24 protein-coding genes and 1 tRNA gene are annotated in these 23379 nt (G+C 42.7%); 14 read left to right on the forward strand and 11 right to left on the reverse strand.

All coding sequences use genetic code 11. The annotated features are described in order from the left end of the window. Positions 1–838: 838 nt before the first annotated feature. The 5 genes from RWY97_RS01495 to RWY97_RS01515 are packed head-to-tail and all read right to left on the reverse strand — an operon-like array spanning position 839 to position 4034. Complete coding sequence (locus RWY97_RS01495; RefSeq protein ID WP_315565113.1) at positions 839–1318, reverse strand: hypothetical protein; 480 nt, start codon at positions 1316–1318, stop codon at positions 839–841. A 33-nt stretch (positions 1319–1351) separates the two neighbouring features. Beyond that, on the reverse strand, positions 1352–1945 hold the full coding sequence (gene ruvC, locus RWY97_RS01500; protein ID WP_315565115.1) for a crossover junction endodeoxyribonuclease RuvC: 594 nt from the start codon (positions 1943–1945) through the stop codon (positions 1352–1354). Positions 1946–1960: 15 nt separating this feature from the next. Beyond that, the gene (locus tag RWY97_RS01505) at positions 1961–2605 is read right to left on the reverse strand and encodes an MBL fold metallo-hydrolase (protein WP_315565116.1); all 645 of its coding nucleotides are present in this window, start codon (positions 2603–2605) and stop codon (positions 1961–1963) included. Between the two features lie 5 nt (positions 2606–2610). Continuing rightward, positions 2611–3231: a 16S rRNA (guanine(527)-N(7))-methyltransferase RsmG gene (rsmG, locus tag RWY97_RS01510; RefSeq protein ID WP_315565118.1), complete on the reverse strand. Its 621-nt coding sequence runs from the start codon at positions 3229–3231 to the stop codon at positions 2611–2613. Next, positions 3231–4034: a DUF3298 and DUF4163 domain-containing protein gene (locus RWY97_RS01515; protein WP_315565119.1), complete on the reverse strand. Its 804-nt coding sequence runs from the start codon at positions 4032–4034 to the stop codon at positions 3231–3233. The genes rsmG and RWY97_RS01515 overlap by 1 nt, the downstream gene beginning before the upstream one ends. A gap of 65 nt (positions 4035–4099) precedes the next feature. Between RWY97_RS01515 and RWY97_RS01520 the strand changes: the two genes are divergently transcribed. Genes RWY97_RS01520 through RWY97_RS01530 form a run of 3 tightly spaced genes read left to right on the forward strand, consistent with a single transcriptional unit; the run spans position 4100 to position 6792 of the window. Next, positions 4100–4747, forward strand: a complete 648-nt coding sequence (locus RWY97_RS01520; RefSeq protein ID WP_315565121.1) for an HAD family hydrolase — start codon at positions 4100–4102, stop codon at positions 4745–4747. A gap of 22 nt (positions 4748–4769) precedes the next feature. Beyond that, positions 4770–5591 carry a 3-methyl-2-oxobutanoate hydroxymethyltransferase gene (panB, locus tag RWY97_RS01525; protein ID WP_315565123.1) on the forward strand — a complete coding sequence of 274 codons (822 nt, stop codon included), beginning with the start codon at positions 4770–4772 and terminating at the stop codon, positions 5589–5591. Positions 5592–5616: 25 nt separating this feature from the next. Continuing rightward, a complete protein-coding gene (locus tag RWY97_RS01530; protein ID WP_315565124.1) occupies positions 5617–6792 on the forward strand; it encodes an MFS transporter in 1176 nt (391 codons plus the stop codon). Between the two features lie 17 nt (positions 6793–6809). On the opposite strand, the gene RWY97_RS01535 is transcribed toward RWY97_RS01530, so the two are convergent. From RWY97_RS01535 to RWY97_RS01555, 5 genes are all read right to left on the reverse strand, one after another. After that, positions 6810–8579 carry an ABC-F family ATP-binding cassette domain-containing protein gene (locus tag RWY97_RS01535; protein ID WP_315565125.1) on the reverse strand — a complete coding sequence of 590 codons (1770 nt, stop codon included), beginning with the start codon at positions 8577–8579 and terminating at the stop codon, positions 6810–6812. Continuing rightward, entirely contained in the window at positions 8576–9190 is a 615-nt protein-coding gene (yihA, locus tag RWY97_RS01540) for a ribosome biogenesis GTP-binding protein YihA/YsxC (RefSeq protein WP_314739552.1), read from the reverse strand. The genes RWY97_RS01535 and yihA overlap by 4 nt, the downstream gene beginning before the upstream one ends. A gap of 118 nt (positions 9191–9308) precedes the next feature. Then, positions 9309–9379 (reverse strand) — tRNA-Cys (locus RWY97_RS01545). Positions 9380–9435: 56 nt separating this feature from the next. Further along, positions 9436–9627: a FeoB-associated Cys-rich membrane protein gene (locus tag RWY97_RS01550; protein WP_315565126.1), complete on the reverse strand. Its 192-nt coding sequence runs from the start codon at positions 9625–9627 to the stop codon at positions 9436–9438. Positions 9628–9631: 4 nt separating this feature from the next. Continuing rightward, entirely contained in the window at positions 9632–10018 is a 387-nt protein-coding gene (locus tag RWY97_RS01555) for a rhodanese-like domain-containing protein (RefSeq protein WP_314080381.1), read from the reverse strand. A 144-nt stretch (positions 10019–10162) separates the two neighbouring features. Between RWY97_RS01555 and RWY97_RS01560 the strand changes: the two genes are divergently transcribed. The 4 genes from RWY97_RS01560 (at position 10163) to RWY97_RS01575 (ending at position 15209) form a co-directional block, all read left to right on the forward strand. Continuing rightward, positions 10163–11146 carry a Gfo/Idh/MocA family protein gene (locus tag RWY97_RS01560; RefSeq protein WP_024991192.1) on the forward strand — a complete coding sequence of 328 codons (984 nt, stop codon included), beginning with the start codon at positions 10163–10165 and terminating at the stop codon, positions 11144–11146. An 8-nt stretch (positions 11147–11154) separates the two neighbouring features. Further along, entirely contained in the window at positions 11155–12222 is a 1068-nt protein-coding gene (locus RWY97_RS01565; protein WP_021583707.1) for a DUF4421 domain-containing protein, read from the forward strand. Between the two features lie 2 nt (positions 12223–12224). Then, on the forward strand, positions 12225–13097 hold the full coding sequence (locus tag RWY97_RS01570; protein WP_390883243.1) for an N-acetylmuramoyl-L-alanine amidase-like domain-containing protein: 873 nt from the start codon (positions 12225–12227) through the stop codon (positions 13095–13097). A gap of 564 nt (positions 13098–13661) precedes the next feature. Then, positions 13662–15209 carry a glycoside hydrolase family 10-like protein gene (locus RWY97_RS01575; protein ID WP_024991195.1) on the forward strand — a complete coding sequence of 516 codons (1548 nt, stop codon included), beginning with the start codon at positions 13662–13664 and terminating at the stop codon, positions 15207–15209. A gap of 40 nt (positions 15210–15249) precedes the next feature. Here the strand turns inward: RWY97_RS01575 and RWY97_RS01580 are convergent, their stop codons facing one another. Next, complete coding sequence (locus RWY97_RS01580; RefSeq protein ID WP_314739562.1) at positions 15250–15687, reverse strand: hypothetical protein; 438 nt, start codon at positions 15685–15687, stop codon at positions 15250–15252. 134 nt (positions 15688–15821) lie between these two features. Between RWY97_RS01580 and galE the strand changes: the two genes are divergently transcribed. The 7 genes from galE (at position 15822) to serS (ending at position 23352) form a co-directional block, all read left to right on the forward strand. Then, the gene (gene galE, locus RWY97_RS01585) at positions 15822–16859 is read left to right on the forward strand and encodes a UDP-glucose 4-epimerase GalE (RefSeq protein WP_024991197.1); all 1038 of its coding nucleotides are present in this window, start codon (positions 15822–15824) and stop codon (positions 16857–16859) included. A gap of 125 nt (positions 16860–16984) precedes the next feature. Beyond that, positions 16985–17533 carry a 30S ribosomal protein S16 gene (locus RWY97_RS01590; RefSeq protein WP_315565131.1) on the forward strand — a complete coding sequence of 183 codons (549 nt, stop codon included), beginning with the start codon at positions 16985–16987 and terminating at the stop codon, positions 17531–17533. 243 nt (positions 17534–17776) lie between these two features. Further along, complete coding sequence (locus RWY97_RS01595; protein ID WP_314739564.1) at positions 17777–17944, forward strand: hypothetical protein; 168 nt, start codon at positions 17777–17779, stop codon at positions 17942–17944. Then, positions 17928–19478 (forward strand): RapZ C-terminal domain-containing protein, encoded by a 1551-nt coding sequence (locus RWY97_RS01600; protein WP_315565132.1) that lies wholly within the window; start codon positions 17928–17930, stop codon positions 19476–19478. Before RWY97_RS01595 ends, RWY97_RS01600 begins: the two co-directional genes overlap by 17 nt. Positions 19479–19480: 2 nt before the next feature. Continuing rightward, positions 19481–20209 (forward strand): sugar phosphate nucleotidyltransferase, encoded by a 729-nt coding sequence (locus RWY97_RS01605; protein WP_021583733.1) that lies wholly within the window; start codon positions 19481–19483, stop codon positions 20207–20209. A 100-nt stretch (positions 20210–20309) separates the two neighbouring features. Then, positions 20310–21854, forward strand: coding sequence for a glutamine-hydrolyzing GMP synthase (gene guaA / locus RWY97_RS01610; RefSeq protein ID WP_315565134.1), 1545 nt, complete (start codon positions 20310–20312; stop codon positions 21852–21854). A 208-nt stretch (positions 21855–22062) separates the two neighbouring features. Beyond that, positions 22063–23352 (forward strand): serine--tRNA ligase, encoded by a 1290-nt coding sequence (gene serS, locus RWY97_RS01615; protein ID WP_315565136.1) that lies wholly within the window; start codon positions 22063–22065, stop codon positions 23350–23352. Positions 23353–23379 lie beyond the last annotated feature (27 nt).

The following is a 23379-nucleotide window of genomic DNA, read 5'->3' on the forward strand; positions in this document are numbered from 1 at the left end:
AAATCTGAAACAGAAATTAACTTACCTATCGTATGATAACCAAGGTTTTCCACGAAATACAGACACTTTGGAAAGATAAGTTGATTATTGAGTCAACTTTTTTTTTAGGCTAAGATGGTATTTCGTCTGAGCCGGATCAGTCGATCGCTTGAAAATTGTTTTAATGATTTCGTTTTCAAACTTTCTGAATAACGATGTAAATATAAATCTTTTTATCTGTTATTTATCTGTTATCCCAAATATAACACCAACTTCTTTTTGATTGCAAATATTTAGCTAACATTCAGCTAACATTCAGTGCTTATTGCCCCGTAATCCATTGTAACGCTATACTCTTTACTTCCAAAAACAATTTAATCAGATTTACAATTCAATTATTTGTTTACTTATAGAGAAATGGTAGGAAGCTGACGAGTCTCGGTATGGAGGATTGTTTATAGAGAGTTTTGTTAGGCTTCGTCTTAGTATTGAGAGACTCTACTTTGGCAGTTGTTGCTTGTTCCATCTTTTACATTTTCTTCTTTCTCACCCAGTTCCCTGGCATTTTCCAAATCGACCATAAATCAATAAATAATTGCATTGTAAATCTGATTAAATTGTTTTTGGAGGTAAAGGTATAGTGTTATTCACTTACACAGAAAACCGTCGACCAAAGTAATTTATGATGAAGAAATATGCTGTGTAGATTATTATGATCGATATTTATTGAGTATTGACAAAGATATAGATGTAGTATTAAAGGTCGTTAATCAATTCTTGATTTTGGGAGAGTGGTAAAACGATAATGCCCGGGAACAATGATGATTCGTTTCCGGGCATTGTTTGATTTTAGGTAAAATTAGAGTTTATCCATCTTCTTCTTCTTCACCTCTTCTCTGGCCTTGATCCAGTCTGTATCAAGCGAGAATTGTATTAGATAATCCTCTCTATTATAATAACTTAAAACTAATTCTTTGTCGTTATCCTTGAAGAGTGGATTGTTGATGGTGGCTTCCTTGTAGATACTGATAATGAGTTGTTTTTTCTTTTTGTTTTTCGTCTTTGACAAAACTGTTATAAATGAGTTGACAAAATCGTACATCGCATAAGCTTGGCGGTCGATCGTCGACATCTTAGTATCAGGTTTTTGCTCGCGTGTTTTCATCAGCATATAGTTCAGTTCATCTACCTTAAACTGATACACGCGTCTTGTATCCAAATCTTTTGTTTTATCTGCTGCACCTACTTTGGACAAGCGGAGAATTTCGTTGTACACATTCTGTGCTGAAATGTTGATCGTGACTAAGCAAAGAGCTGCCATAAAAATAATCTTTCTCATAATCTCTAATCTTCTAAATATGTTTATTAATGTTTATTTGTTTTTTTGTTGATTGAGAATAGAAAGCGAACGTATCGCTTTGTCACAATTCTTGTTGACAAAGTCTTTCCATCCGCGATAATGCGTTTCAGTCTGTGGGCGGTCCATTTGCATAAAATGGCAATAAGCAACGGCTAATGCGTCGGTAGCATCCATAAACTTTGGCATCTCTTTTTCATCGAGATTGAGAAGTCGTTTCAGCATTCCTGCTACCTGCTGCTTGCTTGCCTGACCTTGTCCGGTGATTGCCATCTTAATTTTTAATGGTGCATATTCGTGTATCGGAATATCGTGGTGGATGGCGGCAGCGATTGCCACACCTTGTGCACGTCCCAGTTTCAACATCGATTGCACGTTTTTCCCGAAAAACGGAGCTTCAATGGCAAGCTCATCAGGCAAATATTCATCAATGATTCCGGTCACACGCTCGAATATTCGACCTAATTTAAGATACGAATCTCCCATCCTTCGCAGATCAATGACACCCATTACCATCATTTGTGCTCTGTTTCCTACGATTTTGATAACGCCGTAACCCATCACGTTCGTTCCTGGGTCGATGCCTAATATGATCTTTTCATTCAACATTTACATCATTATTCGTTAACGGTCCAGATAGGGATTGCCGGCTACTTCAGCACCGATTGTGGTCTGATCACCGTGTCCCGGAAAGATAATTGTATTGTCTGGAAGTTGCGAAACAACTCTTAAACTCTGGATCAATTGAAACATATTACCCCCGTCGAAATCTGTCCGGCCCACCGAATAATGAAACAATGTATCGCCGGAGAAAGCTAAATGTTCTTCTGCACAATAGTAAAAGACGCCTCCGGGCGAGTGACCAGGTGTGGCGATAATGGTAAATGTGTGCGTGCCAAATGTAATTTTGTCGTCATCGTTGAGATATTTTTCTACGGAAGGAAACTCATTCGTAGGCTTGATTCCGGTGATTCGCTCGGCCTGTTGGGCGAGATTATCCATTAATGGTTTGTCATTGTGATGCACTTCGGGCTTTAAACCAAACTCTTTGAATAGAGTTTCGTTGCCAAAATTATGATCGAAATGCGCGTGTGTAACTAATAAATGCTTCGGTATCAGCTGATTGTCTCGGATGTATTGTACGATGGCCGTGCGCTCTTCGGGATAAAAAGCGCCACAATCTACAATGATACACTCGCGCGTTTCATCATTGGCCACATAACAATTTTCCTGCAACATATTGCAGATAAATCTCTTGATGTTCAGCATTTTATTCAGATTGGGACATAAATTACATTCTTTTCCTTAAACCACTCTTCCTTGAATAGTGTGTGAATAGGAGTTATTTGTACGATCTTTTTATACGGCATCACTTCGTGAGTTACGTCTCCACCTTTGAGACAAAATACGCCATTAGGCAGCGCATTATGCTGTTCTTTGGCAATATTGCGGTGGATGATTTTCATTAAATCGGATAACTTCATCACGGCCCGACTCACAATGAAATCGTATTTGCCTTTTTCGTCTTCGCCCCTGAGCTGCTCTATAACCACGTTTTTAAGGCCGATGGCATTTGAAACTTCTGTGGCAACGCGTATTTTTTTGCCTGTTCCATCGATGAGTTTAAACTGGCAGTTGGGAAATAAGATAGCAAGCGGAATACCAGGAAAGCCTCCACCTGTTCCGAAATCAAGTATTCGAGTGTCCGGCGTAAAGCGCAACACTTTGCCGATGGCCAAAGAATGGAGTACGTGATGCTCGTAAAGATAATCTATATCTTTACGGGATATGACATTGATTTTGGCATTCCAATCTCTGTATAGTTCAGAGAGAGTTGCGAACTGATGCTTTTGTACATCGGAAAGAGCGGGAAAATATTTCAGAATTTCGTCCATTATACAATTTTTCTCAACAGTTTACTGATATCATCTTTATCTATTTTGACCCGTATTTCACCCACAGCGTGCGGCGCAATTTCATCTTCGCAATAGATAAAAGTGATATCATCGTTATTGAGGATGAAATTCTCGGGAATATAAATATGCTGATCTGTGAATACATCTTGCTTGTTAAGACCCTCTAATCCATTGGTTTTAAATCGTTCAGCGAGTTTTTCTACAATCTGCTCTTTCAACGATTGCTCATAGCCTGGTACAAAGATGTCGCTCAATCGGATGAGTTTGCCCGTACGTGTGTCAAAGTTTTTGACCAGTGTTTGGTTTATTCCGTGTGCTCCACCGGCATAAGTATAGATCGAAGCAACATAAACTAAGACATTTTCAGCACCACTACGAGCTCGTGTCTTCACGTTATAAGCACAGTTATAAGAGGCACCGTGTTCGTGATCTTCACGATAGAGAGCGCCAAAGTCGGTCTTATAATCATTAATGTAACGCCGCACAAACGAGTCGACTGCTTGTCGCACATCAATGCGTTCGCCTGAAAGTGATAGATAATCCGGTGTCAGAAGTCCTGACCGCAACAATGTATCGTTGATCGCTTGGCTCTTGCCACCTTTGAAAAATAGGATTCGGAGCGACACCTCACATTTCGGTCCATCGGTTTCTTGCAGGTTGTATATAGAATCGACAACGATTGAATCGATGTCCATTCCAATGTGTTCCACCGTTAATTTCCCGTCACCCGAACACGAACAGATGGCTAAAGCCATTGAGAAGAGTGCTATAAAATTTCGCATAAGCGTGGCAAAGGTACTAATATTTTTCGTACCTTTGCACGCATCTCACATAAAATTGTTATTAAATGTATCAAGTAGCATTGTTCGATTTAGATGGAGTGGTGTTCAATACAGAGCCGCTTTATACACAGTTCTGGGGTGATATATTCCGCAAATACGCCCCAGAACAGCCTGATTTAGCTTTGCGTATCAAAGGGCAGACACTTGTTCAGATCTTCGATAAGTATTTTCGAGAGATGGAAAAGGTACAGATGGAAATCATACAAGCGATCGATGCGTTTGAGTACAGTATGCCTTTTGAATATATACGTGGTTTTGAAACATTCATCTTAGATCTGAAACGCCAAGGCATTCAGTGTGCCGTGGTGACCAGCAGTAATCGAGTGAAGATGGAAAATGTCTATCGTAAGCATCCCGAATTTAAGGAGATGTTCGCCCATATACTCACGGCTGAAGATTTCACAAAGAGTAAACCCGATCCTGAGGGTTATCTGAAAGGGGCCGGATGTTTTGCGGTGGCTCCGTCGGAGTGTATCGGTTTTGAAGATAGTTTTAACGGATTGAAAGCTGTGCGGGCTGCGAAGATGACGGTGGTAGGTCTTGCTACAACCAATACTGAACACGACATCGCCTCACTTTCAGATGTGGTCATTTCGGATTATACGAATTTAGACTTTGAAAAATTAAGTCGCTTGCTACCGTGTTCTCATTAATTTATATTAATTTTGCACGCCAATGAGTGGATATTTAACGACAGATAGCAAGAAGATTACCACGCAGAGCTTTCGCGAGATGAAGCAACGTGGCGAGAAAATAACGATGCTTACGGCCTATGATTTTACAATGGCAGCCATCGTTGACAGCTCGGGCGTAGACTGTATCTTGGTGGGCGACTCAGCCTCTAACGTGATGGCAGGTAATGAAGATACGCTCTCTATCACTGTCGATGAAATGATTTATCACGCACGCAGTGTGAAACGGGCCGTGAAACGGGCTCTGGTAATATGCGATATGCCCTTTGGCAGTTATCAGATCAGTCGTGAAGAGGCTCTCCGCAATGCTGTAAAGATAATGAAAGAAACAGGTGTCGATGCAGTGAAAGTGGAAGGTGGAGCTGATATTTTAGATACGGTCAAGGTGTTAATTGCTGCTGGAATTCCTGTCTGTGGCCATCTCGGATTGACTCCGCAGAGCATACATAAGTTCGGAGGATATGGACTTCGGGCCAAAGACGAGGCAGAAGCAGATCAGCTTTTGGCCGATGCATTGGCTTTGGATGCAGCCGGATGCTTTGCCATTGTATTAGAGAAAGTGCCTGCTCGGCTTGCAGCTAAGGTGACGAAAGCCGTCTCTTGTGCGACGATTGGTATCGGTGCAGGTTGCGAGACTGATGGGCAGGTTTTGGTGTCGGCCGATATGCTCGGGATGACTAATGGTTTCCGGCCTCGCTTTTTACGGTTATACGCCGACCTTCTAACGGTTATTCGCAATGCGGTTAACTGTTATTCAGAAGACGTTAAGCGATCGGCCTTTCCAAGCAAGGATGAGAGCTATTAACGACGAGCATTAAAAGGACTTGCGAATGGATACACAAAATACACCAATTCATATCCGATTGTGGCATAAAGATTTCTGGTTTTTGGCCTTAGCCAATCTTTTGTTTACGGCATCTGTGTATATGTTGATAATTGGTTTGCCTCAAGATCTGTTGCATACACTACACTTTTCACCGCAGCAAACGAGTTGGATGATGGGCGTTTACGGTGTAGGCTTGTTTGCATTAGGCCCCTTTTGTAGTTGGCTTGTGCAGGAATATCGTCGTAGCAACATTTGTGTTTGGTCGATTGCAGTGGTTGTCTGTATATTACTTGCATTGTGGTACGTCCAGCATTATGCTGCTTTGTTACATCTCCCGATAGCGATTCTGCTACTGTTACGATTTGTTTTAGGGGCTGCTTTCGGTTTGGCACAGATGGTGCTGTGCAGTACATTGGTTATCGATAAGTGTGAATCGTTTCAGCGAACAGAAGCCAATCATCACGCATCGTGGTTTGGTAGATTCGCATTAGCTATCGGCGCGTTACTTGCTATTGTTCTCTTGCAACTTCATATCAACATTTATTTTACGGCAGCAACCCTTGCAGGTGGTTCGATTGTTTTGATCAAATCGGTGCGTTTTCCGTTTCGGGCACCCGAAGAGAATGTCAAACATTGGGCACTCGACCGTTTCTTTCTACCACAAGGCAAGTGGTTATTCTTAAATTTGATGCTAATGACGACTATCATTGGGCTTATTATGACTGTTGCGGTTACGTCTTTGTTTTATGTGATGGTAATGGCCGGCTTCTTGATCGCACTACTTTCAGAGAAGTTCGTATTTGCCGATGCCGACTTAAAGAGTGAAGCTGTGACCGGTCTTATCGTTATCGCGATGGCCTTGTTGATAATGCTTAATCGTCAATATACCTTCTCCGTCTACATTTCTCCGCTGTTGTTAGGTTTCGGAATCGGTATTATCGGTAGTAGATTCTTGTTGTTTTTTATTAAGCTAAGCCGTCATTGCCAACGCGGAACGTCTCAAAGCACTTTTATCCTCGCGTGGGAGTCGGGGATTTCATTAGGGGTATTCTTAGGATATTACTTCTTTTACGGCAATGAGCACGCACTTCTCATTTGTGGACTATCCCTTACAATTGTCTCTTGGGCTCTCTATAATTTCTTTACTCACCCTTGGTACGTATCTCATCGTAACCGATAGGGATGATTTTGGATTCTTTATTCCTTTTCCGACAGTTCTAACCAACGCATTGTTTTTTCATCCAGTTCTGTTTTAAGTTCGGGTAAACGCCTGCTCTTTGCAGTGAGTTCTTCGATTGAGAGCGTACCGCTGCAAAGATCTGACTCGATCTGTTGCTGTTCGGATTCTAAGGAAGCAATGTCTTTCTCCAACTGTTCAAACTCACGCTTTTCCTTATATGACATCTTTATACGTGTGTCATTGTGATAGTTTTTCTTGTCTTTTTTAGGAGAAGCCACCTCTTTCTGTTCTGTTTTGGGTTGCAAACTGCTCCATTCACGATATTGCGTGTAGTTGCCGGGAAAATCCTGCACGATGCCGTCGCCTTTGAAAACGAGGAGATGATCGACGATTTTATTCATAAAATAGCGGTCGTGACTCACCACGATCACACATCCGGGAAAGTCGGCCAGATATTCTTCCAAAACTTGAAGTGTCTGAATATCAAGGTCGTTCGTGGGCTCATCAAGCACAAGAAAGTTGGGATTCTTCATCAGCACGGTGCAGAGATAGAGCTTTCGGCGTTCGCCTCCGCTGAGTTTATAGACATAATTGTGCTGTTCCTCGGGCGAAAACATAAAGTATTGCAGGAATTGTGAGGCTGTCATATGCCGCCCGCCACCGAGATCGATCACCTCAGCAATATCGGTGATGATGTCAATTACCTTTTTCTCGGTGTCGAAAACCGGTCCTTCTTGTGAAAAATAGCCGAAGCGTACGGTCTCACCGATGTCGAATCGGCCGCTGTCGGGCTGCTCGAGCCCCAACAGGAGCTTGATAAATGTGGATTTCCCAGTACCGTTGTTGCCCACGATCCCCATTTTCTCAAAGCGCGCGAAATTGTAATAAAAGTCTTTGAGAATGACTTTCCTATCGCTGAAAGCCTTTGAAACATATTGGCACTCAAAGATCTTGGAGCCTATGTAGATGTTGCTTGACTTCAAATGTAGCTGTCGTTCTTCAATACGTTGTTTGGCTTTGTGTTCCAATTCATAGAAAGCCTCTTCTCGATAACGGGCTTTGTGCCCGCGTGCTTGCGGCATCCGGCGCATCCATTCTAGTTCACGTTGGTAGAGGTTATTCGCGCGTTGGATTTCAGCACGTGCTGCATCGAGACGGTTCTGACGTCTTTCAAGATAATAAGCATAATTACCTGCATATGTGTAGACGGTCCGGTTGTCGAGTTCAAGGATGTTGTTGCACACCCGATCGAGGAAGAAACGATCGTGGGTGACCATCAGAATCGTTTTATTGCCACGCGAAAGAAAACCTTCGAGCCACTCGATCATTTCCAAGTCAAGGTGATTTGTTGGTTCGTCGAGGATCAGGAAATCGGGCTCGGTGATCAAAACGTTGGCCAAGGCTACGCGTTTTTGCTGTCCGCCACTTAGTTGTCCCATCGGTTGTTTGAGGTCGCGAATCTTGAGTTGTGTCAGGACTTGTTTTGCTTTCAAAATCTTTGCCTCGTTGCCCTCGTGATTAAAACAAGCGTCAAGAACCGATTCTTGCGGGTCGAATCGGGGTGACTGAACGAGGAATCCTGTCCGCAAGTCACGCTTATAGATGATTTCGCCGTTGTCTTTTCCCTCTTGTCCAGTGAGGATGGAGAGCAAGGTAGATTTACCTGTACCGTTCTTGGCAATGAGTCCCACACGCTGCCCCTCGGCTATTGAAAATGAGATTTTCTCAAAAAGCACATTGGCTCCGAAACGTTTGGTCAGATTTTGTACATCTATATAAGGTATCATTGTCTGCTCTTCACCGTTAAAGATTGATTGATTCGGTCAATATAGTTGAGTAACTCTTCGCGTCCCGTCTTCTTTTCAGCACTCGTAATAAAATATGATGGTAGCTCTTCCCATCGGTCTTCTAATTTACTCATCCAGCTTTTGACACTCTGTCTCGCTTTAGCAGCACTCAGTTTATCGGCCTTGGTAAAGACAATAACAAAAGGAATACTGCTCTCTCCGAGCCAATCTATAAACTCACGATCGATTTGTTGAGGGGCGTGGCGAATATCGATTAATACAAACATGCAGACCAATTGCCTGCGTTGAAGGATGTAACTCGAAATCATCTGTGTTAATTGTTGCTGGACTGACTTCGATCTTTTGGCAAATCCGTAGCCCGGAAGGTCTACAAGATACCATTCTTTGTTGATAATAAAATGATTGATCAATAATGTTTTACCCGGCGTTGCTGATGTTTTAGCCAGGCCTTTATGATTGCAAAGCATATTGATCAGGCTCGATTTGCCCACATTCGAGCGTCCAATGAACGCATATTCTGCCTTGTTATCATTCGGACAGCGACCCACGGTGGGTGCACTAATGACAAATTCCGAGTTCTTGATTTCCATAACTATTTTGTTTTGGATACAAAGATACAATATTAAATCTGAAAATATAGGTGGATAGAATAAAATATAATAAAATCGGGAATCTCTTTCTGAATGAGGAGATTCCCGATTTATTGTGAGGTACCTAGCAGAGTCGAACTGCTCTACACGGTTTTGCAGACCGTTACCTAACCGATCGGCCAAGGTACCATTGCAAACTTGCGGGTGCAAAGGTAAAATAAAATATCTGAAATGCCAAACTTTTATTACTTTTTATTCGGACATATTTGTATTTTCTTATCTTTCTTTCGCTTTTTGACTATCTGATCGTGCAAAGCACAGCCGGGACAACCGTTGCACGGGTCATTGGCTGCGTGAATGATGCGGTGAAGTTGACGCACTGCATAAAAGAGACACGCAGCAATGATCAGTCCGATGATCAGATATTGCCCAAACATTTGTTCACTCTTTACTGATAGGAAAGCCTGCTGTCGTCCATCCGATGATTCCACCTTTTAAGTCGACAACAGTGAAGCCCGCTTTGATAAGCTGTTGGGCAGCATTCAAAGAGCGTTTGCCCGAGCGGCAATAAACGGCTACCGGCTTACTTTTTGACAGATTCTTCTCTGCTTTTGTTATGAAACTGTTTTCCAATACGTTAATATTCACAGCTCCACGAATCCTTCCTTCGGCATATTCTTCAGCTGTTCTAACATCAACAAGCTGCACGGAATCGCGCCGGATAAAGTTTTGAAACTCGGTGACATCCATTCTTTGGATATCCTTTTGTCCGCAGGCAGATAATTGAAAACCTATAACAGACAAAAACAGCATTAATAGTTTTTTCATTTTCTGTTCTTTATATTTTACTGCAAATATACTCAATTTATTCCATTCAGCGTATATAAAATTGAATGAAGAATGGAAAACTCTCTGTTGGCTCTCTATAATTCAGAATTAAATTGTAACTTTGTGAGCAAAATCCGAACTGTTATGAAAGTGATCAATTGGGGATTTATCGGTTGTGGAGAAGTCACGGAAAAGAAGTCGGGACCTGCTTTTAATGAAGTGGAAGGATCGAAAGTGGTGGCTGTAATGAGTCGGAATGAAGACAAGGCACGATCGTATGCTGAGCGACACCACGTTCGGAAATGGTATACCGATGCGCAGAAATTGATTGATGATGCAGAGGTCAATGCCGTTTATATCGCAACGCCGCCATCGAGTCACGCTACATTTGCAATTATGGCTATGCGAGCTGGTAAACCGGTGTATGTGGAAAAACCATTGGCAGCCAGTTATGAGGATTGTGCACGAATCAATCGTGTGAGCGAACAGACAGGTATTCCGTGTTTTGTAGCTTATTATCGGCGTTATCTTCCGTATTTTCTGAAAGTCAAGGAGATTATTGATAATGGTCTGATTGGTCATATCATTAATGTGCAAATTCGATTCTCTGTTCCTCCACGCGATCTTGATTATCAGTCGCACGAGACACTACCGTGGCGTTTGCAGCCGGATATTTCGGGTGGGGGATATTTTTATGATTTAGCTTCTCACCAGTTAGATATGTTGCAAGACATCTTTGGTGTTATCACTCGAGCACACGGTTATCCGGCCAATCGTGCACATCTGTATGAAGCAGAAGACACGATAAGCGCGAGTTTTCAGTTTGAAGATGGCTTGGTAGGTAGCGGGTCATGGTGCTTTGTGGGGCATCAGAGTGCGAAAGAAGATCGTATTGAGGTTATCGGCGATCAAGGAATGTTAGCATTTTCGGTTTACAATTATGATCCGATTCAGGTGATTACAAGCAGTGGTGCAATGAATATCACCGTGCCGAATCCTGCTTATGTTCAGTTGCCTATTATTCGTGAGGTGATCGAAGATCTACAAGGTATTAACGTATGCACGTGCACCAGCATAAGTGCTACACCTGTGAATTGGGTTATGGACAGAATCCTGGGTAAGTTTTAGCGTGAGTTTTGAAGCGAGTTATATTATTCATCTTCTTTCTGTGGGGAGCTGTGCAAGGTTATGCGAATGATGAGGAGCCCCTTTTCAAGCGAGTAATCAATGGATTATATTCGTTTGTAAAAGACTTCAGTCGTGTAGACACAACCTATATTGAACCTCAGCATTACAATTTTCAAGTGATGTTACAGAATACCAATACGTATGAGGTTTATCGGTTGCAGACAAAAAATGGGGTGGGGCTGACTTTGGCACCTCGACCTACCTATAAACTTGGTCCTTATGTGGGATGGCGCTGGATCTTCCTGGGATATACATTCGACCTCACGCACATCGATGCCGGAAATAATAAACGCGAGTTTGATTTGAGCTTTTACAGTTCTAAAATCGGCATTGATTTGTTTTATCGCAAGACAGGCAATAATTATAAAATCCGAAGTCTGTTTTTGGGCGACGGTATCAATACCGACCAAATTGCCGGAACACCGTTCGACGGATTTTCAGCGAGTATCAAAGGTTTCAACATTTATTATATCTTTAATCATCGCAAGTTTTCTTATCCTGCTGCATTCAGTCAAAGTACAGTGCAACGCCGAAGCTATGGCTCGGCTTTGTTGGGAGTCGGCTATACCAAACACAGTTTGTCATTGGATTGGGAGAGGTTGAATCAGGTAATTAATGACCGACTTGACAATGGTACTAATCCTATTCAGGTAGATAGCGGACTGATTTCTGCTAAGGTCAAATATACAGATTTTTCAGCTTCAGGCGGTTATGCTTACAACTGGGTGTTTGCCCATAATTGGCTGTTCGCAGCCTCGCTTTCATTGGCATTAGGCTATAAATCTTCTTATGGTAATATTGATCGGAAGCTGGTTTCGCTCCGTAACTTCTCGTTCAGCAATTTCAATCTTGATGGTGTAGGCCGATTCGGTATTGTTTGGAATAACACTAAATGGTATCTGGGTAGTAGCGCCATCTTTCATACCTATAATTATCGCAAACAACAATTCTCTGCCAATACATTCTTCGGTAATCTAAACTTGTATGTCGGATTTAACTTTAATAGAAAGAAATAATGATGAATCTCATTAAATGTACGCTTTTCTTTCTGCTTTTCACTACGAAAGTCCTTGCGCAAACACCACAATACACACCGGCCGACAGCATTAAAGTGATGTATCTGCTGCAAAAAGGAACGCGATTAAAAAAAGATGCCAATGCCGTGTTGTTCTTTGCACGCGAATTACGCGGCATTCCCTATGTTGCAAAAACATTGGAACGGAACAAAACGGAGCAGCTCATTATCAATCTTCGCCAATTAGATTGTACGACATACGTAGAGAATGTATTGGCTCTCACGTTCTGTCATCAAAATAAGCGGACAGCATTTACTGACTTTTGCCAATATCTGCGGCAGTTAAGATACCGCGAGGGGCGTGTCTCTTACGTCTCGCGACTGCATTACTTTTCTGAATGGATCGCGGCTAATACACGTGTTGGGGTTATTCGTGAGATACAGTCGCCCGATACACCGTTCATTGCCGTACAACGCTTAGATGTTTCTTATATGAGCACGCATCCGCAGTTTTATCCCCAATTAGTTGGTCATCCCGATACGCTCCGAGCCATCCAAGCGATGGAAAAGTTGCTTACCGGTCGTACGTATCGATATATTCCCAAGTCGCAAATTGTTAATACAGCTCTCTTGCGACGCACCATTCACGATGGCGACATCATTGCTCTTGTCACACGCATTGCCGGTCTTGACACGTCTCATCTCGGTATTGCCGTATGGCATCGCGATGGTTTACACTTACTCAATGCCTCGTCTGTGCATCATCGAGTCGTAGAAGAGCCTATGATACTTCGCAGCTATATGCAACGTCATCCCTCCCAAATCGGAATTCGAGTTGTCCGTATTAAAAATGGCACCAATGATGATAAAATATGAGGAAAAGTTAATAGTAATAGCTCATTTAAAGTATTAATTTCCTTTCTGTGACCTGCAAACTGTTTTATCTTATTACGTTTTGACCTTAGATTGTGTTGAATGAGAGGTATAATACTTCTGTCCCACAAGTATACGAGGACAGCCTTCCTACTATGGAACTTGTAATGGCTAAGCAAAGGGAAAGCACATTTATATATGCATAAGTTCAATCCCATAGGATAGAATATAAAGAATATGACGTCATTTTTGCTCAGATATGATATCATTTTTGTCTGAATATGACGTCATATTTGCTCGAATATGACGTCATTTTTACTGAAATATGACGTCATATTTATCCAAATATCTGAAAATTGAGTAAAACGCCTCGACAATGCGTTTCCCCTGAGGGCTATGCATAGGAGTTTTGGTTGCGAACAGTAAGATGAACCAGTCCATTCGATAAAAAACTTATTTGAATCGAGGAGAAAGTAGGGGAGTAATTTTCATACTTATAATTCCTGAACGGCAATTCTTAGATTTTTTTATTATCTTTGCAGGCAAATCCATAATGTAGAAATCAGAATGAATAAAAATCACTTTCGAACGGTCGTGATCTTCTTGATACTGTCGGTATTCGGATGCCACAATCTTTTTGCTACTGCACCTTTACATAAACGTGAGTTTCGTGGAGCTTGGATACAGTGTGTTAACGGGCAGTTTCAGGGGCTGACTACCGCAGGAATGCAACAGGAATTGACTCGCCAGCTGAACGAATTAAAGAAAGACGGTGTGAATGCCATTTTCTTTCAGGTACGACCGGAATGTGATGCGCTTTATCAAAGCAGATTAGAGCCGTGGAGCAGGTTTCTTACAGGTGTGCAAGGGCAGGCTCCTTCACCTTATTGGGATCCGTTGGCATGGATGGTGAAAGAATGCCATAAGCGCGGAATGGAATTACACGCGTGGATCAATCCTTATCGTGCCAAGACTAAGGGGACATCGGCCTTGGCGCCGGGCCACGTGGCGATCAAGCATCCCGGACGTGTATTTACTTATGACGGACTGTTTATCCTCAATCCGGGGAATCCGCTCAATCGCGAATATATCTGCCGTGTAGCCGATGACATTGTGCGCCGTTATGATGTTGACGGTTTGCACATAGATGACTATTTTTATCCTTATCGTGTGGCAGGACAAACAATTGACGATGACCGCGAATATCGTTTGTATGGTAAAAGATTCGCGAACAAGGATGATTGGCGCCGAGACAATGTCAATGTACTGATTCGGCAGTTGCACGATTCGATCAGAAGCGTCAAGCCGTGGGTGAAATTCGGTGTGTCTCCTTTTGGAATCTATCGTAACCGTAGGTCGGCTCCCGGGATCGGAAGCGACACACGCGGCACACAGGGATATGATGATTTGTATGCCGACGTATTGCTTTGGGTAAATAATGGTTGGGTAGATTATTGTGTGCCGCAACTTTATTGGCAAATCGGACATCCGACGGCCGACTATAAAACGCTAATTTCTTGGTGGAATCGATATGCTTCAAATCGTCCGCTTTTTATCGGTGAAGATGTAGAACGAACCGTGAAATATGCCGATCCTGCTAACCCGAAAATCAATCAGATGCCGGCGAAATTTGCTCTGCACGAGCGAATGAAGAATGTCGGGGGAACTGTACTGTGGTATTCCAAGGCTGTAGTTGACAATGTGGGAGGGTATGGAAGTGCGTTGAGAACCTATTATTGGCGTTATCCAGCCTTGCAACCACGTATGCCGTTCATTGATGACCGTAGTCCGCGCAAGCCCCGGAGCGTAACACCGGTATGGACGAGCGATGGTTATATTCTCTTTTGGTCGAAGCCAAAAGCTCCGTGGTGGGCTTTCTGGTTGCGGTCAAAGAAGCCGAGCTGGCGTGATGAGGTTACTAAATATGTGGTATATCGTTTTGCCGACGGAGAGGAAGTCGATCTGGATGATGCGTCAAAAATTGTAGCAATAACGGGTGAAACGATGTATCGTTTGCCTTATGTAGATGGTAAAAAACATTATACATACGTAGTGACAGCACTCGACAGAATGAGTAATGAGAGCAAAGGGAGAAGAAAAGGGATAGATTTATAAACAGTTTCTCCCACCTACATACGGGAGGATAGAGAAGGGGCTATTTTAAGAGACAATCTAAAAATGCATCCAAATCTTTGTTGAGATCTTTCATCAGATCGTCTCCGATGATCATCGTATCATCATCGGCAACATAAAGTTCGGCTATATTTTCCTTGTCGTCGTCTTCGAGTACAAAGTTGAAAGGTTTCAAAATTCCCATATTGTCGATAACATCGTGTAGACGTTTCAAAATGCTACGTAAGATAACCGTCACGTGTTCATAGAAGTCTTCATCTTTGTTATCTATCCATTGTGCAACAACGCACCGCGTAATCTCGTTTTCATCGTCATCAAACGCCAACAGTTCTCCACTGTCCTGCGAAACACGCAGATGGATGTCTGTCAATATTGATGAGTCATTTGACAAAGGAAACTTTTGGGCAATCTTTTTGATTGCACGTTCGACTTGTTGTGCCGTTTGCTCGTTTGCTTTCATATTGTTTTCTGGTTGTCGACTGCAAATATACATATAATTTTTTAAAGCCTAAGCTCTGCCATATCTTTTTATAGTTATTTTTTATTGCCATCTGAAAATATATCATTACCTTTGTCCGTGCAAATTTCAACAAAATGAAACAGACAATTTTAGTAACGGGAGGAACCGGTTTTATCGGTTCGCATACAACGGTAGAACTGCAAGAAGCAGGTTATAAAGTAGTAATCATCGACGATCTTTCTAATTCTAATATAGAAGTATTAGACGGTATTGAGAAAATCACGGGCATACGTCCGGCTTTCGAACAGGTAGATCTTCGTGATAAAGAAGCTACGGAAACAGTATTCAAAAAATATGCGGATATCAGAGGAATTATCCATTTCGCTGCAAGCAAAGCAGTAGGTGAGAGTGTAGAAAAACCGCTCCTATATTATCGCAATAATATAGTTTCACTCTTGAACCTGCTTGAATTAATGCCGAAATACGGTACGAAAGGTATCATCTTCTCATCCAGTTGTACCGTTTATGGCCAACCGTCAAAAGAGAATCTGCCCGTAACAGAAGAAGCGCCCATCCAAACAGCTTGTTCACCTTATGGAAACACAAAACAAATCAACGAAGAAATTATTCGCGATTTCATTCATAGCGGCGCACCTATCAAAAGCATAGTACTACGCTATTTCAATCCAATCGGTGCACATCCTTCGGCTTTGATTGGCGAATTACCTAATGGAGTGCCTATGAATTTGATTCCATTCGTTACACAAACGGCTATCGGTATCCGTAAAGAATTGAAGATCTTCGGAAATGATTATGATACTCCGGACGGAACTTGTATCCGTGATTACATTTATGTAGTTGATCTCGCCAAGGCTCATGTAGCTGCAATGACTCGCGTACTGGATATGGAAACTGAGCCTATCGAATATTTTAATATCGGTACTGGAAAGGGTGCAAGTACTTTGGAGGTGGTCAATGCATTTGAGAAAGCTACGGGCGTAAAGGTAAATTGGACGTTTGCACCACGCCGTGAGGGTGATATCGAGAAAGTTTGGGGATGTGTGGATAAAGCCAATAAAGTACTTGGTTGGAAAGCAGATACGCCTCTTGAAGATATACTGGCATCAGCTTGGAAATGGCAACTCAAACTTCGTGAAGACGGAGTTATGTAGATGGTTAATGAGTGTTAAATCCATGGCCTATCAAAGGATAGTCAATTGAAATTCAGATAAATATTGTATCTTTGCACAGCTGTTACGAGTTAACAGTATATTTAATTTTTAAAGTAAAATAAAAAATGGCAACAAAAATCAGATTGCAACGTGGCGGTCGTAAAAACTATGCTTTTTACAGTATTGTGATCGCTGACGTAAGAGCACCACGTGATGGTAAATTTATTGAAAAGATTGGTACTTATAATCCCAATACCAATCCGGCTACTGTTGATTTGAAATTCGATCGCGCACTGTATTGGGTAGAGGTTGGCGCACAACCTACCGATACTGCACGTAATATTCTCAAAGGCGAAGGAGTATATTTGATGAAACATCTTCGTGGAGGAGTTAAGAAAGGTGCATTTGATGAGGCTACTGCTCAGAACAAATTCGATACTTGGAAGCAAGATAAGCAAAAAGGCTTAGATGCTGTTCGCGACAAAGAAGCGAAAGCTAAGAAAGATGCGATAGACCGGGAGATTGAAGCAGAAAAGAAAATCAATAGAGATATTGCGAAGAAGGTAGCTGAAAAGAAAGCTGCTGAGGTTGCTGCCAAAGCTGAGGCAGAAGTTGCACAAGATGTAGAAGAGTCTGTTTCTACGGAGAATGAAGCAACTCCCACAGAGGCTTAAGAAAATTCTTTAAGCTGAATTAATAAAAAGAGGTATGTCAAGATATCATTGATATACCTCTTTATTTATCTTATTACTTATTCTTTTATCATTTGATTATAACTTAATATAGTTATCATTTCAACAATTTCTATTCGATTTAATTATATTAAAAGTGTTCCTTACGCCACGAAAAAGATGAAGAGAAAAATAACTCTTAATTGTCAATTATCAATTCTCGATTATTTTTCCTACTTTTGCAGAATGAAATATACGTTTGATTGGAAACATATTATGATGCTGGCAGCAATTGCGGCCGGACTGCTTTATATCACCGACTCGTTTTGGATGTCGCTCGGTATTATTCTTTTATTGCTTGTAGCCGACCATCTTGTTCAGCAATATGTAGGGAAGAATGGAAAAACTGATTAATTTATACCGTGCGTGGTGCGGTAGACAGCCCAGATATTGCCGACAACTGTCCGGAGCGGGGAGTAATCGGACGTATATTCGGATAACGGGCGGTGAGGGGCAGACTGTCATCGGAGTAATTGGAACAAGTCGGGATGAGAATCACGCCTTTGTGAGTTTGGCTCGACATTTCACCAACAAGCGGTTGCCTGTACCCGAAATCTTAGCTGTCAGCGGCGACGAACTACGCTATTTACAAACAGATTTGGGCGATGTGTCGCTCTTCGATGCTATTCGAGGCGGACGAGATGCGGGTGGACGATATAACCAACACGAGAAACAGTTACTTGTGAACGCGATTAAAGCCTTGCCCGACATTCAAATCCGGGGGGCACAGGGATTAGATTGGAATTGTTGCTATCCTCAACCCGAATTCAATGTAGACAGCGTACGCTTCGATCTTAACTATTTTAAGTATTGCTTCTTGAAAGCAACAGAGCTTGATTTTCACGAACTGAAGCTTGAAGCCAACTTCCGAATGTTTGCCAAAGACTTGGTTTCGGAGCCAAGTAACAGCTTCCTTTATCGCGATTTTCAGGCTCGTAATATTATGATCGACAAGCAGGGTAAGCCTTATTTTATCGATTTTCAAGGCGGACGCAAAGGACCGTTTTATTATGATTTGGCTTCATTCTTGTGGCAGGCTTCGGCTAAATACCCGTTCAAGCTGCGCCGCGAATTAGTGTATGAGTATTACTACTCGTTGAAAAACTATACGGAAGTACCGTCGGTGCGTCATTTCGTGGAGCGATTGAGCCAATTTGTGCTTTTCCGTATGCTGCAAGTGCTCGGAGCTTACGGATTTCGCGGCTATTTCGAACGTAAGAAATATTTCCTCGATTCTATACCTCCCGCAATGGAAAATCTTCGAGATCTGTTGAAAATAGGGCCTCAAGCGTTTCCCTATCCCTATCTGATGGAGATATTAGAACGGCTCACCCAATTGCCACAGTTTGCTCCGGCCGAAGTTTCTGCACCCGTTCGCAGAGATGGTTTTCGCACTTCCGACTCCAATATCTATGAGGCTCATCCCCAAGATGGCCCCGCAACGTTTTCAAAATACGATGGCAAGGGGCCGCTTGTGGTGCGCGTGTTCAGCTTTTCGTATCGCAAGGGTATTCCCGAAGATTCATCAGGTAATGGCGGAGGATATGTTTTCGATTGCCGTTCAACGCATAATCCTGGGCGTTATGAGCCTTATAAAAAACTCACGGGGCTTGACGAGTCCGTTATACGATTCTTGGAAGACGATGGTGAGATTCTTACATTCCTTGCTCATGTATATGATTTGGCTGACCATCACGTACAACGATATATTCAGCGTGGGTTTACCAGCCTTATGTTCTCGTTCGGTTGCACGGGCGGACAGCATCGCAGCGTGTACTGCGCACAACATTTGGCTGAACATCTGCACGAGAAATTTGGCATAGAAGTACACATTACTCACCGCGAACAAGGAATTTCACAGGTATTGACAACATCCAAAACATTCTGACTATGCAGGCAATGATCTTTGCAGCCGGTTTGGGGACGCGCCTCAAACCTATAACTGACCACAAGCCTAAGGCGCTCGTTGAGGTAGGGGGAGAATCGTTGTTAAAGCGTATTATCACGGAACTGAGTAGGGCAGGAGCAGACAGGATAGTCGTTAACGTGCATCACTTTTCGGATCAGATTATCCGCTATTTGGCTGAAAATGATAACTTCGGCTTGGACATTCGCATCTCCGATGAATCTGATGAATTATTAGACACGGGAGGGGGACTGCGAAAGGCTGTCTCATTGTTCAGAGCTGATGAACCGATTCTCATTCACAATGTCGATATTTTAAGCAATGTTGATTTGCCGAAGTTTTATCGTCAAAGTGCTGAAAATGCCGCTACGCTTCTTGTCAGCAAGCGGAAAACCAAACGTTATTTGCTGTTTGATGATAAAATGCGGCTCGTGGGATGGACCAATGTAGAGACTGGCGAAGTGAGATCGCCTTATACCGAACTTGATGTCTCGCGTTGCCGGAAGTTTGCTTTTGCAGGAATTCATACATTTTCGCCGGTCTTGTCCAGAATGATGGACCGCTGGCCCGTAAAATTCAGTATAATAGACTTTTACCTCTATGCCGTTAATCGGGCGCCGATCTACGGTTATTTGCAATCCGATCTACGGTTAATGGATGTGGGAAAAACGGTTACTCTCACAGAGGCCGACGATTTCCTGAAAACTATCTGATAACTTATGCCCCGTTTACGGAAAAAAGAAGTAATTTTGCAGACAGTAAATTACTCCTTGCCCAGCGAGGAAAATATCATTTAATCATACATTATTATCTATGCAACAGAAGATCATCATTCTTGATTTCGGTTCGCAGACTACGCAACTCATCGGTCGCCGGGTGCGCGAACTGGACACTTTCTGCGAGATTTTACCTTACAATAAGTTCCCAAAAGATGATCCTTCGATTATCGGAGTCATTTTGAGCGGTTCGCCGTATTCCGTTCATGACAGCGCAGCTTTCAAAGCAGAACTGACAGATTTCGTCGGGAAGTATCCTGTATTAGGTATCTGCTATGGCGCACAATTATTTTCTTTTGCTAACGGAGGTAAGGTAGAACAGACCGGAACACGCGAATATGGACGGGCAAATCTGATGACTGTCGATGTAAAAAATCCTCTCTTCAAGGGTTTTGAGCAGCATTCACAGGTATGGATGAGTCACGGTGATACAATTACGGCTATTCCAGAAGATTGTCGTGTTATTGCTTCGACAACCGATGTTAAATTCGCAGCTTATGCCAGTACGACCAATCCTGTGTGGGCTGTGCAGTTCCATCCCGAAGTTTTTCATACGTTGCAAGGTAAAGATTTGCTACATAACTTTGTCATCGACATCTGTGGAAGTAAACAACAATGGAGCGCAGCCTCGTTTGTAGAGACTACCGTACAGGAGTTGAAGCAACAGTTGGGCGATGAACGTGTCATTTTAGGACTCAGTGGTGGCGTCGATTCCAGTGTGTGTGCCACACTTCTGAATCGTGCTATCGGTAAAAATCTCACTTGTATCTTCGTAGATCATGGTATGTTACGCAAGAATGAATTTACCAAAGTGATGAATGCGTATAAGGGGTTGGGACTGAATGTTGTCGGTGTAGATGCCTCTGATAAGTTTTTCACTGATCTTGCAGGTGTGTCCGACCCCGAAGAAAAGCGTAAGATCATCGGGCGCGATTTCGTAGAAGTATTCAATGCCGAAGCCAAAAAGATAACAGATGCCAAATGGTTAGCGCAAGGTACTATTTATCCCGACCGAATCGAGAGTTTGAGTATTACCGGTATGACCATCAAAAGCCATCATAATGTTGGAGGACTACCCAAGGAAATGAAGCTGAAACTCTGCGAGCCATTGCAATGGCTATTCAAAGATGAAGTGCGTCGTGTAGGACGTGAATTGCAGATGCCTGAACGTTTGATCAAGCGCCATCCCTTTCCCGGTCCAGGTTTAGCCGTTCGCATTCTTGGCGATATCACGCGTGAGAAAGTACACATATTGCAAGATGCCGATGATATTTATATTGAGGCAATGCACGATTATATTTGTGAAGACGGCGAATGTCTTTATGATAAGGTTTGGCAGGCTGGGACTATCTTGCTTTCCACTATTCGCAGTGTTGGTGTGATGGGTGATGAGCGTACTTATGAGCATCCTGTAGCTCTGCGTGCTGTGACCAGTACAGATGCGATGACAGCTGATTGGGCGCACCTTCCTTATGACTTTATGGCCAAAGTGTCTAACGAAATCATCAATAAAATCAAAGGCGTAAACCGTGTTTGCTATGATATATCCTCCAAACCACCTTCGACGATTGAATGGGAATAACAGTCAGTCCGACGGGGAACCTGAGTTATTGGGAACAGATAAAACTTTTTGCTAAAGCGGTCATAAATATAAAGAATAGAGAAACGCGAGGGAAAAATTAACGGGAAGTTAAAAGAAAACCAAGAATTTCAATAGTTGAGAAGATATTTTACAGATATTATTCGTATTTTTGCCCGCAAATAAAAACTTCAATATAAATATAAGTAATATGCTTACACTTAAACTCATCAGTGAGGAAACTGAACGCGTAATCAGAGGTTTAGAAAAGAAACATTTCGAAGGTGCCCGCGAGGCAGTCGAAAATGTTCTGAACATTGACAAGCGTCGGCGTGAGGCCCAGCAGAATTTTGATAAAACCAAACAAGAAGCTAATCTGCTTTCTAAACAAATCGGTGGTTTACTGAAAGAGGGGCAGCAGGCTGCGGCGGATGAGATTAAGGCGAAAGTGGCGGTATTGAAACAGACCGGTAAGGATTTACAGGACGAAATGGAGACGACAGAACGGGAGTTGACGGCGTTGTTGTGCACGATTCCGAATATTCCAAATGAAGATGTGCCTGAGGGGCGAGATGCATCGAGCAATGTCGTGGTGAAAGAGGGGGGCGTAATTCCTCAGCTTCCCGAAGACGCATTGTGTCACTGGGATCTGTGTAAGAAGTATAACTTGATTGATTTCGATCTCGGTGTTAAGATTACGGGTGCCGGTTTTCCTATATATATTGGCAAGATGGCACGCCTGCAACGTGCACTCGAGGCATTCTTTTTAGATGAAGCTCGCAAGTCGGGCTACTTAGAGATTCAACCACCGTTCGTTGTAAATCAGGCGTCGGGTTATGGAACGGGACAGTTGCCTGATAAAGAGGGACAAATGTATCACGCAGAAATGGACGACCTTTATTTGATTCCAACGGCTGAGGTGCCTGTAACAAACATCTTCCGCGATGAGATTCTCGACGAGAAAGATCTTCCCATTAAACGCTGTGCTTATTCGGCTTGTTTCCGTCGTGAAGCCGGTTCGTATGGTAAGGATGTACGCGGATTGAATCGTTTGCATCAGTTCGATAAGGTTGAGCTGGTACGTATCGATAAGCCTGAGCACTCGTACGATTCATTAAAGGAAATGTTAAACCACGTAGAAGGTTTGTGTCAGAAACTGGAATTGCCTTATCATATTCTGCTTCTGTGTGGTGGTGATATTAGTTTCACAGCAGCCATTTGTTACGACTTTGAGGTTTGGAGTGCTGCACAGAAGAGATGGCTTGAAGTGTCGTCTGTTTCTAACTTTGAAAGTTATCAGGCTAATCGCCTGAAATGTCGCTATCGCCATACAGAAGATGGAAAGATTGAACTCTGTCACACACTGAATGGTTCGGCCTTGGCCCTGCCGCGTATTGTGGCTACAATCATCGAAAACAATCAAACACCCGAAGGTATTCGTGTTCCGAAAGCTCTTGTTCCGTATTGCGGATTTGAAATACTGGACGATAAAAACTTCTAAGAAACTTATCCATTGTCGATCTTAAAT

It is taken from the genome of Hoylesella pleuritidis (assembly GCF_963541955.1).
Classification (GTDB): Bacteria; Bacteroidota; Bacteroidia; order Bacteroidales; family Bacteroidaceae; genus Prevotella; species Prevotella pleuritidis.